Genomic DNA, 13,100 nt, shown 5'->3' on the forward strand with positions numbered 1-13,100 from the left:
CGGGTGCGGCTTGCGCGGGCCGATCCCCGCGTCGGTGCCGGCCACCACCACCGCGCCCGCCTCGACCAGCCGCGCGTAGGCGGCCATGATCTTCGGCGCCCGCGCCAGCACCTCGACGGCCAGCGACCTGTTCGCCCCGGCAGCCTGCCGGTCCGCGTCCGACATGGGCCTGGCCCCGATCGACGCGCCCACCGGTACCCGCCGCGCCGCGATGAGGTCGATCAGGTCGGGGCGGTCGTCGACCCCGTCGACCGTCCAGAACGAGACGTGCTCCAGCCCGTCCACACCGGCCTCGAGCGCGGCGACGATGCCCTCGGTGGCATGGGCGTGCGCGACGACCGGCAGCCCGTGCCGGTGCGCCTCGTCGACCGCGGCCCGCAGCTCGGCCACCGCGAACTGCGGTATGTGCTGCGCGGAACCCCGCGTCATCGTGCCGCCGCTCGCCATGACCTTGACGACGTCGCAGCCCCGCTCCGCCCGCTCCCGCACCGCGGCGCGGATGGCCGCCTCGCCTGGCTGGACCGCGCCGCCGAGGAAGTGGCAGTGCCCGCCGAGCGTGGTCACCGGCGGACCGGCCGCCACGATCGTCGGCAGGTCGGGGTGGCCACGCAGCGACAGCGACATGTAGTCCAGGTCGCCGAGGTCCCGGACCGTGGTGACGCCGGCCGACACCTGCCGTCGGCCCGCGTCGGTCATCGCCTCCCGCACCTCGGCCGGTGAGCGCGCGGCGAGCGTGCCCACCGGGTCCGGACCGGCGTCGAACGCGAGGTGGACGTGCACGTCGACCATGCCGGGCAGCACGGTCACGTCGCCGAGGTCGGCGGCGTCCGGCACGTCGACACCCGCCGCCACGACGCGGCCGCCGTCGAGCACCACCGTCGGCGGGGTGACGAGGCTGGTGCCGTCGAACACACGGGCAGCCCGCAACGCGGTCATGCTCATGCCTTCAGAGTCGCCCACGACGGGGCGAACGCGACAGCCGTCACCCCTGTTCGTAGTCGCGGGCCACGTTCAGCAGCTCCACCAGACCGTCGGCGTACTCCTGGGACTCCGCGTGTGCCTCCGGGAACGGCGGCTGGAAGCCGACGCCCTCCCACTCGCCGGTCGACGGGTTCCACCGGTCGTTGCCGATCTCGAAGTCCCACGCGAAGATGCCCAGCTCGTAGTACAGCTCGTCGGCCGAGTTGCCCGCGGCCGAGTACAGCACGTCCGCGACCGGCCCGGTCTGGGACGGCCACGTCACCGTGCCCCGCGACGACGCGATCGCGCCGACGATCCGCTTCGCCGACGCCTGGAAGAACGCCGCCTCCTCCGCGGACGGCCGCGGCAGCGTCACCCGGCCGGGCATCGCGTACGCCCCGGGCGGCCACATGAAGTAACCGCCGTAGCTGTGCACGTTCATCACGAACCTGATGTTGTCGTGCGCCTTCGTGAAGTCGATGACGTTGTTGCTCTCGGCCTCGGACAGCTCACCCGTGCCCGCGTACGTGCCGGACAGGCAGTTCGCCGAGGCGCCGACGTACCCGTCGAACAGCGAGCCGACACTGTAGTTGCGGTTCACGTCGACGCCCCACGAGTCCGCGTACCTCGGGTCCCGCTGTGTGCCGGTGCAGTGGTTGACCATGTTCTTGCGCTGGAAGTTCGCGTCCTGGAACGAGTAGTTCGCGCCGTCCGGGTTGACGGTCGGGATCACGAACACCTCGACGTCCTCCAGCAGCTGCCGGGTCGCCGGGTCGGTCGCGTAGTTGGCCAGCAGCCGCTCCGCGAACTCCAGCGTCACCAGCGGCGTCGCCCACTCCCGCGCGTGCTCCTGCGAGTACGCCAGCACGCCGATCCGCGACCCGTCGCGGTGCACGCCGATCCGCAGCGCCTGCACCGTCCACGGCTTGTGCGGGATCGACCCGGCGAGCCCGTCGCCCATGGTGACCGGACCGGCGACCGGCATGACCTTGCCCGCCGACCCGTCGGCCACGAAGGCGTTGAACCGCTGGGGGAAGCGTGCCGTGATCAGCGCGGCGACCTGGTCGGTCGTGCTGATGACCGCGCCGGACGCGTCCGTGGCGAGGGAGACCGTCAGGACGCGGTCGCGCCAGGTCGCCTGGGCGGCCCGGTTCGGCTTGCCGGGGGCGACGGTCTTGACCTGCCAGCCGTTCGGTCCCTCGTCACCGAACTTGACCGACTCGACGACGACCGCGGCGGAGGCCGGGTCGCCGAGGTATGCCGTGGCGGTGCGCCGGTAGCCCTGCGTCTTGTGCGGCAGGTCGACGAGGTCGACCAGCCCGGGGTACTGCCTGGCGAGCCGCGCCAGCCTGGCCTTGATGTCGGTCGGCGCCATGTACGCGTCGACGAAGTCCTCCTGGTAGCCGGACGGCGCCGGCGGTGGGGTCGAACCCGGCCAGGCGGTCGGGGTGATCGTGCGGGACACGCCGCCGAGGCTCGACGTGGCGCTCACCTTGACCGGCTGCGCGGGCAGGGGCTGGGGCAGCGCGACGTGGTACTGGTACTCGCCGGCGTCCTCGAACCGCTCCAACGGGAACGACCCGGTGGTGCCGTCCGCGGTGGTCCAGGTGACGGTGATCTCGACGTCCGGGTCGGCGATGGCGGTCGTCGCGACCTGGGTCTGCAGGAACGTCTGCCCGCCGCTGGTCCACCAGTACGCGGACAGGAAGTGCAGCGTGTCGGCCGCCGCGGCCCGCTTGGCCCGCGACTGCGCGTACCGGGCGGCGCCGTCCCCTTCCCGCTCGATCACCTGCACGGTCCGCGCGCCCCGGGCGACGAGCGCGTCCAGCTCACTGCCGCTGAGCACGAGGTCCACCAGCAACTGCCCACCGTCGACCCGCGGTCGCGCCGCGATGTCCGCACCGCTCGCGACCAGCTCGTCGTACATGGCGGCGTCGGGCAGTGCCACCCGCACGAGGGAAAGGCCGTCGGACCGGGCCGGCGCCGCGCCGGCGGACGGTACGGGGACGAGCAGGGACAGCAACAACACGAGGGCTAGTCCGACACCACGTCGCTTCACCGATACCTCCAGGCTGGATCCGGAACGAATCATTCCGCAAGATCGCGCGGAGTCATAGGGTGATCGCCATGAGTGTTAGCGTTGGGCAGTACACGGCCATTGACGACACCGCGGACGCGTCCTGGTTCATCCGGTTCTCCGACAGCGTGAACGCGATCCCCGAGTACCGAGGAGTGCGCGCGACCCTCATCGAGCAACTGGGCTCGCTGGAGGGAAAGCACGTGCTGGACGTCGGCTGCGGCCCCGGTGACGACACCCGTGAGCTGGCCAGACTCGCAGGCCCCTCGGGCCGCGTGGTCGGCGTGGACCTGAGCGAGAGCATGCTGGCCGAGGCCCGCCGACGAGGCGGCCCGGTCGAGTTCAGGCGCGATGACGTCTACGCCCTGTCCTTCCCCGACGCGACCTTCGACCGCGTACGGGCCAAGCTGGTCCGCCAACACCTGCTCGACATCGACAGGGCCGACGACGAACTGGTCCGCGTCCTACGCCCGGGCGGCCGCCTGGCGGTCTTCGACCTCGACCTGGAGACACTGGCTCTGGACCACCCGGACCGAACGGCCACGCGAGCGTTCCAGCAGTACTGGGCGGACCACCACAAACAGGGCTGGTGCGGCCGCCAGATGCGCCGCCGCTTCGCCGCCCGGGGCATGACCGACGTGACGACGACGCCGTACACCGTGCACATGCCGTACGAGTTCTTCCGCCAGGCCACCCGCGGCGCCCTGGCGGACCCGGAGGCGGCGACCGTCCTGGGCATGACGCCCGAGGAATGGTGGCGCCCACTGGCCGAAGCCGAGGAAGCCGGCCTGTTCTTCGCCAGCCTCACCGGCTGGGTACTGGGCGCGACCCGCTGACCGTCTCGCCGGATCCCTGACTCCACGTCCGCCTCGAAGGGCGCGTTCGGGCGCGCTGGCCATGCCTCGAAAGGCTTCCGGGACGGGCTGGACCATGCCTCGAAGGGCGCGTTCGGAGCGCTCGACGTCCTGAACGCCCTTCGTGACGTGGGTGAATGCTCCGAACACGCCGTTCAGGGCATCGGGCATATCCCGAACGCGCCCTTCACCGCCGCGGTCCGAACAGGAACAAAGACCCCTCGGCGGCTGTTGCCAGGGGACATGGAACAGGCAACTCTGCACAGTCCATCTACAGTGGACACTTCGGGGGAGTTGACGTCAGCACAGTTGGCAGAGTCGCCGACCGGAGCCGCTCGGATCAGGATCATCCTCGTCCTCGGGGCGCTCATCGCTCTCGGTCCCCTCACGATCGACATGTACCTGCCCGCGCTGCCGGCGCTCGGTGCGGACCTGGGCGCGTCCTCGTCGGCGGTGCAGCTCACCCTCACCGGCACGCTCCTCGGCCTCGGGCTCGGCCAGCTGGTGATCGGCCCGCTGTCGGACTCGCTGGGCCGGCGCAGGCCGCTGATCGCCGGCACGGTCGTGCACATCGCCGCGTCCGTGTCGTGCCTGGTCGCGCCGAACGTGGCCGTGCTCGGCGTCCTGCGCACGCTCCAGGGCGTCGGCGCGGCCGCCACGATGGTCGTCGCCATGGCGGTGGTCCGCGACCTGTTCACCGGCAAGGCCGCGGCCACGATCCTGTCCCGGCTCATGCTCGTGATGGGCACGGCGCCGATCCTCGCGCCGTCGATCGGTGCGGCGGTCCTCACCGCGGGCTCGTGGCGCGGCGTGTTCGCCGTGCTCGCGACGCTGGGTGCGGTGTTGCTGCTGGTCGCGATCTTCCTGCTCAGGGAGACCCTGCCGGTCGAGCGCCGCAGGACCGGCTCGTTGCGGCCGGTGCTGGCAACCTACCGGATGCTGGTGACCGACCCGCAGTTCGTGGTGCTGACGCTCGTCGCCGCGCTCGGCATGTCGGCGCTGTTCTCCTACGTCTCCGGCTCGTCGTTCGTCCTGCAGGACACCTTCGACCTGTCGCAGCAGCAGTTCGCGCTGGTGTTCGCGCTCGGGGCGGTGGCGCTGATCGGGGCGTCACAGGTGAACGTGGTGCTGCTCAACCGGTTCACCGCCCAGCAGATCGTGTTCGGCGCGCTGGGCGCCGGGCTCGTGTTCGGCGCCGTGCTGATCGTGCTCGCGGCGTCCGGCGCGGGCGGCCTGGTCGGCTTCCTGGTGCCGCTGCTGTTCCTGCTGGCCGCGGTGGGGTTCGTCCTGCCGAACGCCCCGGCGCTGGCGCTGTCGCGGCACGGTGAGGCGGCGGGCACGGCGGCCGCGCTGCTCGGTGCCACGCAGTTCGGCCTCGGCGCGCTGATCGCCCCGGTGGTCGGCTTCCTCGGCAACAACGGCCCCGCGATGGCCGTGACCATGACCGGCGGCATCCTCGTCGCCTGGGCCGCGCTGACCGCCTCGATGGTTCGGCAGCGGGCGCTCGCGACGGCCTAGGCTGGGCAGATGCCCGAGGGTGACACCGTCTACGCCACGGCGCACAGGCTGACCGAGGCGCTGGGCGGTGTCACCCTCACGTTCGCCGACCTGCGGCACCCCCGGCTGGCCACCGTCGACCTGGCGGGCCGGGTGTTCGACCGGGCCGTGTCCGTCGGCAAGCACCTCTTCCTGCGGTTCAGTGGCGACCTCAGCCTGCACTGCCACCTGGGCATGGACGGCTCGTGGCGCCTCTTCGACCGGCGCCCGCAGCTCAACCACCGGGTCAGGGCGGTCCTCGCGACCGAGGAGCGGTACGCGGTCGGCACGTCCCTGCTCGAGATGGTCCTGCTGCCCACCCCGAACGAGGGGAAGCTGGTGGCCCACCTCGGCCCCGACCTGCTCGACCCGGACTGGTCGGACGACGCGCTGGCCGAGGCGGTCCGCCGGCTGACCGCCGACCCCGACCGCGAGCTGGGGCAGGCGCTCCTCGACCAGCGGGTCATGGCCGGCGTCGGCAACGTCTTCAAGTCCGAGCTGTGCTTCCTGCTCGGCGTCTCCCCGTGGTCCCCGGTGTCGGCCGTGGACGGGGCGAAGACCGTCCGGCTGGCCAGGAAGCTGCTGCTGCACAACGCCCTGCGGCCCGTGCGCAACACCACCGGTCTCCAGCGGCGCGACCTGTGGGTCTACGGCCAGCACCGCGGGGGCTGCCCCCGCTGCCGGGGGCGGGTCCTGGTCGAGGAGCAGGACACCCGGCTGACCTACTACTGCCCGCGCTGCCAGCCCCGGCCTACAGCTTCCTGAGGCCGGCGGCCACCCGGGAGAGCAGGTCGACCGACGGCCCGTCCTCCTCGGCAACCTCGTGCACGTACAGCAGCTCGGCCGGCACCAGGTCCGCGATCAACACCCGGGCGGCACCCAGCGGCAACCCGAGCCGGGCCGATATCTCCGCCACCGACTGCGGCAGGCGGCACATCTCGCAGATCGTCCGGTAGTCGTCGCGCAGGGTCACGATGTCGTAGTCGCGGCCCAGCGGCGTGGACAGCAGCGTCTCCAGCTCCAGCCGGTAGTCGACGTGCGTGCGGCCGCCCGTCCGGGTGTACGGCCTGACCAGCTGCCTCGGCCCGCTCGCCTCCAGCGACAGCGGCGGGTGCTCCTTCGGCTCGCGCCACGGTCCGGTGTCGGCCAGCGGCGGGAGGGGCGCCTGCGCGGGCGGTGGCGCGAGTGGCAGTTTCTTCTTGCCCTTCTTATCGTGCCGGGCCAGGCTTCTGCGGCCGGCCGGCGTAACCGAGCGTGGTCCGATCGGCAGGGAGGTCGGCGTGGGGGGAGGTGGTTCCGGCTCGTCGGGGAGGTTCGCGATGGGGAGTACGCCGCTCATCGGGCCTTGGTCCGGCTCGCGGAACGGCCGTTGCCCGGTGCCACCGGAGCCGTTGGTCGACAACGCCCGCTCACCGCCAGAGATAGGGCTGAAGGTTCGCGGATAGTAGGCATATATCACAGTCAGGAGCAAGCACTCGTGGCGGCCGGTGCTGTCCCGGCTACCTAGAGTGCTACGCGAAACGAACTGTTGACTTAACGTGGCTAAACCAGGTAAACACAACGATACGCAGATGAAACGGTGGTAAATCCACATGTACGCAGAAGAGCGGCAGCAGCACATCGTGGACCGCGCCCGGCGGGAAGGGCGGGTGGATGTCGCCGACCTGGCGGCCGAACTGGCCGTCACGGGCGAGACCATCCGTCGTGACCTGTCCGTTCTGGAGCGCCACGGCCTGCTCCGCCGCGTGCATGGCGGTGCGATCCCGGTCGAGCGCCTCGGCTTCGAGCCGGCGCTCGCCACCAGGGACGCGGTGCTGGGCGCGGAGAAGGACCGCATCGCGAAGGCGGCGCTGGCGGAGGTCCCCGAGGAGGGCTCGATCCTGCTCGACGCGGGCACGACGACCGCCCGACTCGCCGAGATCCTGCCCGTCGACCGGCAGCTGACGATCCTCACCAACGCCCTGCCGACGGCGCTGTCGCTGGCCACCCGCGCGAACTTCACCGTTCTGTTCGTCGGCGGCCGGGTCAGATCCCGCACCCTCGCCTGCGTCGACCCGTGGGCGCTGGAGATCCTCGCCCGGTCCTACGTGGACGTCGCGTTCCTCGCGACCAACGGTCTGTCCGTGCAGCGCGGGCTCACCACGCCGGACCAGGCGGAGGCCGCCGTCAAGAAGGCCATGGTCGCCGCCGCCCGCCGCCGCGTCCTGCTCGCCGACCACACGAAGATCAGCTCCGACCACCTGGCCCGCTTCGCCGAGCTGACGGACATCGACCTGTTCATCACCGACACCGGGCTGGACCCCCAGGTCGCCGCGGAGATCGAGTCCCAGGGACCCAGGGTGATCCGGACATGATCGTCACGCTCACGTTGAACCCGAGCCTCGACCGGACCATCGACATCCCCGAACTGGTCCGCGGCGAGATGGTCCGCGCGGTCGCCACCCGGCTCGACCCCGGCGGCAAGGGGGTGAACGTGGCCAGGGCGCTGGCGGCGCACAGGCAGCCGACCTGCGCGGTCATTCCCCGCGGCGGTCCGGAGGGCCGGCAGCTGACCGAACTGCTCGAGGGCGAGGGCATCGACGTGTGCGCGGTGCCGGTCACCGGGCACACCCGGTCCAACGTGAGCCTCGTCGAGCCGGACGGCTCGGTCACCAAGATCAACGAGCCTGGTGGTGAGCTGTCGCCCGACGACCTCGAGCGCATCGTCAGGGCGGTGCTGGACACCGCGACCACCGCCGAATGGGTGGTGGCGAGCGGCAGCCTCCCGCCGGGCGTGCCGGACACGTTCTACTGCGATCTCGGCAGGCGGCTGACCGAGCGGGGCGTCAGGTTCGCGGTGGACACCTCCGGTCCGGCGCTCACCGCCGCGCTCACCGCCCACCCGGCACTGGTGAAGCCCAACCGGGACGAGCTGGCGGAGTTCGCCGGTTTCCCGATCGACTCGATCGGGGACGCGGTTCGGGCAGCGACGACCATGCGGGCGGCCGGCGCCGGTACGGTGCTGGCCAGTCTGGGCGCCGACGGGGCGGTACTCGTCGGGTGGCAGGGGCAACAGGGGACAGTCGAGGGGGTTCGTTACGGCGACTCGCCGGTCGACCACGGCGTCAGCACGGTCGGCGCCGGCGACGCGATGCTCGCCGGGTTCCTGGCCGGTGGGGTGACCGGCGTGGATCCCCTTGTGGAGGCGTTGTCGTGGGGTGCGGCGGCGGTCCGGTTGCCGGGCAGCCGGATGCCGGGCCCGCGCGACGTGGATCGCGCGTCGGTGCGCGTCCACGCCTCGGTAGACCTCACACGTGCCCTTTGATCACGAGATGGAGCTAGCTCAATGACGACTGACATCTCTCACCTGAAGAACCTGCAGGGCAACAGTTTCCGGGCCAGGGTGCAACGCCTCGGGGGGCACCTGGCCGGGATGATCATGCCCAACATCGGGGCGTTCATCGCGTGGGGCCTGATCACCGCCCTGTTCATCCCCAAGGGTTGGTTACCGAACGAGACCCTCGCCGGGCTCGTCGACCCGACCATCAAGTACCTGCTGCCGATCCTCATCGGCTACACCGGCGGCCGGATGGTGCACGGCCAGCGCGGCGCGGTCGTCGGCGCCATCGCGACCATGGGCGTGGTCGTCGGCTCGGAAGTGCCGATGTTCCTCGGTGCCATGATCATGGGCCCGCTCGCCGCCTACCTGCTGAAGCTGTGGGACGACCGCATACAGCACCGGATCAGGGCCGGCTTCGAGATGCTGGTCGACAACTTCTCGCTCGGCATCCTCGGCGGCGGCCTCGCGCTCATCGGCGTGTGGCGCATCGGCTGGCTCGTCGACCGGCTCACCGAGGCGGCCGGCAACGCGGTGCAGTTCCTGGTGGACCACAGCCTGCTGCCGCTGGTGTCCGTCATCGTCGAGCCGGCGAAGGCGCTGTTCCTGAACAACGCCATCAACCACGGCATCTTCGACGCGATCGGCGCCCAGCAGGCGAAGAACGCCGGCCAGTCGATCATGTTCATGATCGAGACCAACCCCGGGCCGGGCCTGGGCATCCTGCTGGCGTACTGGTTCTTCGGGCCGCGCCGGCTGCGGCCGAGCGCGCCGGGCGCCATCATCATCCAGTTCTTCGGCGGCATCCACGAGATCTACTTCCCGTACCTGCTGATGAAGCCGCGCCTGATCCTCGCCGCGATGGTGGGCGGCATGTCCGGGGTCGCCACCGCGCTGGTCACCCACTCCGGTCTCGTCGCGCCGCCCGCGCCGGGCAGCATCTTCGCCTACCTCGCGGTCACCCCCCGCGGTGGGCACGTGAGCGTGCTGCTGTCCGTCGCGGTGGCCGCCGTCGTGACCTTCTTCGCGGCCGCCGCCCTGCTGAAGTTCGGCCGCGGGGCGGACGCCGAGGAAGAAGCCGTCCTCGCGGACGCCCCAGAGCTGTCGGCGGCCGCCGCCCCGGTCGCCGGCACCGAACACTCCGCCAACGGCGCGCACCCGGCCATCGCGGGCAACGAGGTCGACAAGGTGGTCGTCGCCTGCGACGCGGGCATGGGTTCGAGCGTGATGCTGGCGAGCCAGCTCCGCACCCGGCTCAAGCCGTACGGCGTCAGCGTGGAGCACGTCGCCATCGCCGACATCCCGGCGGGGACGCGGCTGGTGCTCACGCACTCCGACCTCGCCGACCGGGCTCGGATGACCGCGCCGGAGGCCGTGGTCGTGGAGTTCCGGATGTTCCTCGGCGACCCCGCGTTCGACCGCCTGGAGAAGGCCATCAAGGAAGGCGAGGAGATTCGTGGCTGAGGTACTGCCGCTCGAGGGGATCCGGCTCGGCCTGACGGCGACCGACAAGTGGGACGCGATCCGCCAGTGCGGCGCGGTCCTGCTGGAGCTGGACGCCGTCGAGGCCGGCTACCCGGCGACCATGCTGGAACGCGAGAAGTCCGTCTCGACCTTCATCGGCGAGGGCGTCGCGATCCCGCACGGCACCGACGAAAGCCGTGCCCTGGTCAAGAACACGACCCTGGGCGTGCTGCAGTTCCCGTCCGGTGTGGACTGGGACGGGCAGACGGTCAACATCTGCGTGGCCATCGCGGCCAAGGGCAACGAGCACGTGGCCGTGCTGTCGGCCCTGGCGCAGATCCTGATGGACCCGGCACAGGCGGAGCAACTGCGCACCTCGTCCGATCCGGAAGCGGTGCGCGCGCTCCTCGAATCAATTGGGAAGGACTTGTGAACATGCGGGTGGCGCGGTTCTACGCCCCTGGTGACCTCCGGCTGGAAGACGTACCCGAGCCGTCACCCGGACCGGACGAGGTGAAGATCCGCGTCCACAACTGCTCGACCTGTGGCACGGACGTCAAGATCTTCAACCACGGCCACCACCACCTGGACCCGCCGCGCGTGATCGGCCACGAGATCGCCGGCGAGGTCGTCGAGTCCAAAGTAGACGGATGGGCGCCGGGTGACCGGGTGCAGGTCATCGCGGCGGTGCCGTGCGGGACGTGCCCGGACTGCACGCGCGGCCGGATGCCGGTGTGCCCCAACCAGACCTCGGTCGGCTACCACTACGACGGCGGGTTCGCCGAGTTCCTGGTCGTGCCGCGCCAGGTGCTCGCGGTCGACGGCCTGAACCGGATCCCCGAGGGCGTGAGCTACGCCGAGGCGTCCGTGGCCGAGCCGCTGGCGTGCGTGCTGAACGGGCAGGAGCTGGCCGGCGTCGGTGAGGGCGACGACGTGGTCGTGGTGGGCGCCGGGCCGATCGGCTGCCTGCACGTCCGGCTCGCCCGCGCCCGCGGCGCGAAGCGGGTGTTCCTGGTGGAGCTGAACCGGTCCCGGCTGGACATGTCGGCGGAGAAGGTGCACCCGGACGCGGCCATCTGCTCGGCCGAGGTGAACGCCGTCGACGAGATCCACAAGCTCACCGACGGCCGCGGCGTCGACGTGGTGATCACCGCCGCGGCCTCGGGTGCCGCGCAGGAGGAAGCACTGCAGATGGCCGCGCGCAGCGGCCGGATCAGCTTCTTCGGCGGCCTACCGAAGGACAGGCCGACGATCACGCTGGACTCGAACCTGGTGCACTACCGCGAGCTGACCATCGTGGGCGCCAACGGTTCCAGCCCGGCCCACAACAAGAAGGCGCTGGAGCTGATCGCGACCGGTCAGGTGCCGGTCGCCGACCTGATCACCCACCGGCTGCCCCTCGCCGAGCTGCACGACGCCATCGAGCTGGTGTCGAGCGGCGCGGCGATCAAGGTGACCATCGAGCCGTAGGTTCCACGGAAAGGGGCAACGATGCCAGCGAGGGAAGTCGTGGTGGGCTCCCGGATCGGCCTGCACGGCCGGCCGGCCGCGATCGTGGTCAAGACCGCTCAGGCGCAACAGGCAACCGTCCGGATCTCGGTCCCGGAGAAGTCGCCGGTCGACGCGCGGAGCATCATCGCGGTGCTCTCGCTGGGCGCGCACGGCGGCGACACGGTCACGATCGAGGCCGACGGCGAAGGCGCCGACGCGGCTCTGGACGCGATGGCCGAGGTACTGGCGAAGGACCTCGACGCGGATGCCTGAGGACATGCACGGGCTGGGAGTCAGCCCAGGACGAACGGCCGGCCCCGTCCACGCCATGGGCAGCCCACCCGTGCTCCCCGGCGAGGCGCCCGAACCGGGCCCGGACGAGGCCGGCCGGGCGACCGCGGCACTGGCCTTCGTGTCATCGTCCCTGGACAAGCTGGCGGCCACGCTGACGGGCCCCGCGGCGGAGGTCCTCAGCACCCAGGCGATGATGGCCGCCGACCCGACCCTCGCCGACGCGGTGGCCGCGAAGGTCGCCGCGGGCCGCCCGGCCGCGTGGGCCATCACCGACGCGATCGGCGAGCAGCAGGAGCAGTTCCGTTCGCTGGGCGGCTACTTCGCCGAGCGAGCCGCGGACCTCGCCGACCTGCGGGACCGGGCCGTGGCCTGGCTGCTGGACGTCCCCATGCCGGGCCTCCCACACCCCGGCGTCCCGTTCGTCCTGACGGCCGATGACCTCTCCCCGGCGGACACGGCCCTGCTGGACCCGTCCGTCCTCGCGATCGTCACCCGCCGCGGCGGCCCGACCAGCCACACGGCGATTCTGGCCAGGTCGCGCGGCCTGCCGGCGGTCGTGAGCTGCGCCGAGATACTGGCTGTCGCGGACGGCACCCCGGTCTCCGTCGACGGCACCACCGGCGTGGTGGCACCGGTGTCACCGGCGGACGCGGCGGCGATCCGCGAGTCGGGCCGCGCCGAAACGGAACGGAACGCGGCGTTCACCGGACCGGGCCGCACCTCCGACGGCCACGCGGTCCCCCTGCTGCTGAACGTCGGCGGCGCGGCGGACGCGGTGCCGGACGCCGAGGGCGTCGGCCTCTTCCGCACCGAGTTCCTGTTCCTGGGCCGCACGTCCGCACCCCCGGTGGGCGAACAGGAAACCGCTTACCGCGCGCTGTTCGAGGCCGTGGGCGGCGGCAGGAAGGTCGTCCTGCGCACCCTGGACGCCGGTGCGGACAAGCCACTCCCGTTCCTGGGCCTGGCCGAGGAGGAGAACCCGGCCCTGGGCGTCCGCGGCCTGCGCACGGCACGGGTACGCCCGCAGGTCCTGGCGGAGCAGCTGGAGGCGGTCGCCCGAGCCGCCGACGCCACGGACGTGGAGGCGTGGGTGATGGCCCCCATGGTC

13 protein-coding genes are annotated in these 13,100 nt (G+C 71.6%); 10 read left to right on the forward strand and 3 right to left on the reverse strand.

Going from position 1 to position 13,100, the window contains the following annotated elements:
• Both ACJ73U_RS47995 and ACJ73U_RS48000 read right to left on the reverse strand, forming a co-directional pair.
• Positions 1-942 (reverse strand): amidohydrolase family protein (locus tag ACJ73U_RS47995; RefSeq protein WP_407784498.1); only part of this gene is annotated, 942 nt, incomplete at its 3' end.
• Between the two features lie 40 nt (positions 943-982).
• The gene (locus tag ACJ73U_RS48000) at positions 983-3,019 is read right to left on the reverse strand and encodes a M14 family zinc carboxypeptidase (RefSeq protein WP_407784499.1); all 2,037 of its coding nucleotides are present in this window, start codon (positions 3,017-3,019) and stop codon (positions 983-985) included.
• A 68-nt stretch (positions 3,020-3,087) separates the two neighbouring features.
• Here ACJ73U_RS48000 and ACJ73U_RS48005 point away from each other — a divergent pair, with 68 nt between their 5' ends.
• From ACJ73U_RS48005 to ACJ73U_RS48015, 3 genes are all read left to right on the forward strand, one after another.
• A complete protein-coding gene (locus ACJ73U_RS48005) occupies positions 3,088-3,873 on the forward strand; it encodes a methyltransferase domain-containing protein (protein WP_407784500.1) in 786 nt (261 codons plus the stop codon).
• 327 nt (positions 3,874-4,200) lie between these two features.
• The gene (locus tag ACJ73U_RS48010; RefSeq protein ID WP_407784501.1) at positions 4,201-5,409 is read left to right on the forward strand and encodes a multidrug effflux MFS transporter; all 1,209 of its coding nucleotides are present in this window, start codon (positions 4,201-4,203) and stop codon (positions 5,407-5,409) included.
• A 9-nt stretch (positions 5,410-5,418) separates the two neighbouring features.
• A complete protein-coding gene (locus tag ACJ73U_RS48015) occupies positions 5,419-6,192 on the forward strand; it encodes a DNA-formamidopyrimidine glycosylase family protein (protein WP_407784502.1) in 774 nt (257 codons plus the stop codon).
• Here the strand turns inward: ACJ73U_RS48015 and ACJ73U_RS48020 are convergent.
• Positions 6,179-6,766: a DUF742 domain-containing protein gene (locus ACJ73U_RS48020; RefSeq protein WP_407784503.1), complete on the reverse strand. Its 588-nt coding sequence runs from the start codon at positions 6,764-6,766 to the stop codon at positions 6,179-6,181. The two genes, ACJ73U_RS48015 and ACJ73U_RS48020, sit on opposite strands and share 14 nt — an antisense overlap.
• 253 nt (positions 6,767-7,019) lie before the next feature.
• On the opposite strand from ACJ73U_RS48020, the gene ACJ73U_RS48025 reads away from it, so the two are divergent.
• The 7 genes from ACJ73U_RS48025 to ACJ73U_RS48055 form a co-directional block, all read left to right on the forward strand.
• On the forward strand, positions 7,020-7,781 hold the full coding sequence (locus ACJ73U_RS48025) for a DeoR/GlpR family DNA-binding transcription regulator (RefSeq protein WP_407784504.1): 762 nt from the start codon (positions 7,020-7,022) through the stop codon (positions 7,779-7,781).
• Positions 7,778-8,731 carry a 1-phosphofructokinase family hexose kinase gene (locus ACJ73U_RS48030; RefSeq protein WP_407784505.1) on the forward strand — a complete coding sequence of 318 codons (954 nt, stop codon included), beginning with the start codon at positions 7,778-7,780 and terminating at the stop codon, positions 8,729-8,731. Before ACJ73U_RS48025 ends, ACJ73U_RS48030 begins: the two co-directional genes overlap by 4 nt.
• 21 nt (positions 8,732-8,752) lie before the next feature.
• The gene (locus ACJ73U_RS48035; protein ID WP_407784506.1) at positions 8,753-10,207 is read left to right on the forward strand and encodes a PTS mannitol transporter subunit IICB; all 1,455 of its coding nucleotides are present in this window, start codon (positions 8,753-8,755) and stop codon (positions 10,205-10,207) included.
• A complete protein-coding gene (locus ACJ73U_RS48040) occupies positions 10,200-10,640 on the forward strand; it encodes a PTS sugar transporter subunit IIA (RefSeq protein WP_407784507.1) in 441 nt (146 codons plus the stop codon). Before ACJ73U_RS48035 ends, ACJ73U_RS48040 begins: the two co-directional genes overlap by 8 nt.
• 2 nt (positions 10,641-10,642) lie before the next feature.
• Positions 10,643-11,677: a zinc-dependent dehydrogenase gene (locus ACJ73U_RS48045; RefSeq protein ID WP_407784508.1), complete on the forward strand. Its 1,035-nt coding sequence runs from the start codon at positions 10,643-10,645 to the stop codon at positions 11,675-11,677.
• Positions 11,678-11,698: 21 nt separating this feature from the next.
• Positions 11,699-11,971, forward strand: coding sequence for an HPr family phosphocarrier protein (locus ACJ73U_RS48050; RefSeq protein WP_407784509.1), 273 nt, complete (start codon positions 11,699-11,701; stop codon positions 11,969-11,971).
• Positions 11,964-13,100, forward strand: a 1,137-nt coding sequence (locus ACJ73U_RS48055; protein ID WP_407784510.1) for a putative PEP-binding protein, incomplete at its 3' end; no start/stop codon positions are given. The genes ACJ73U_RS48050 and ACJ73U_RS48055, both read left to right, overlap by 8 nt.

The organism is Actinophytocola sp. (assembly GCF_045807065.1).
GTDB lineage: Bacteria > Actinomycetota > Actinomycetes > Mycobacteriales > Pseudonocardiaceae > Actinophytocola.

Coding starts and splice junctions, on each gene's coding strand:
- ACJ73U_RS48005 (WP_407784500.1), top strand. CDS start 3,088: ATGAGTGTTAGCGTTGGGCAGTACACGGCCATTGACGACACCGCGGAC.
- ACJ73U_RS48015 (WP_407784502.1), top strand. CDS start 5,419: ATGCCCGAGGGTGACACCGTCTACGCCACGGCGCACAGGCTGACCGAG.
- ACJ73U_RS48020 (WP_407784503.1), bottom strand. CDS start 6,766: ATGAGCGGCGTACTCCCCATCGCGAACCTCCCCGACGAGCCGGAACCA.
- ACJ73U_RS48025 (WP_407784504.1), top strand. CDS start 7,020: ATGTACGCAGAAGAGCGGCAGCAGCACATCGTGGACCGCGCCCGGCGG.
- ACJ73U_RS48030 (WP_407784505.1), top strand. CDS start 7,778: ATGATCGTCACGCTCACGTTGAACCCGAGCCTCGACCGGACCATCGAC.
- ACJ73U_RS48035 (WP_407784506.1), top strand. CDS start 8,753: ATGACGACTGACATCTCTCACCTGAAGAACCTGCAGGGCAACAGTTTC.
- ACJ73U_RS48045 (WP_407784508.1), top strand. CDS start 10,643: ATGCGGGTGGCGCGGTTCTACGCCCCTGGTGACCTCCGGCTGGAAGAC.
- ACJ73U_RS48050 (WP_407784509.1), top strand. CDS start 11,699: ATGCCAGCGAGGGAAGTCGTGGTGGGCTCCCGGATCGGCCTGCACGGC.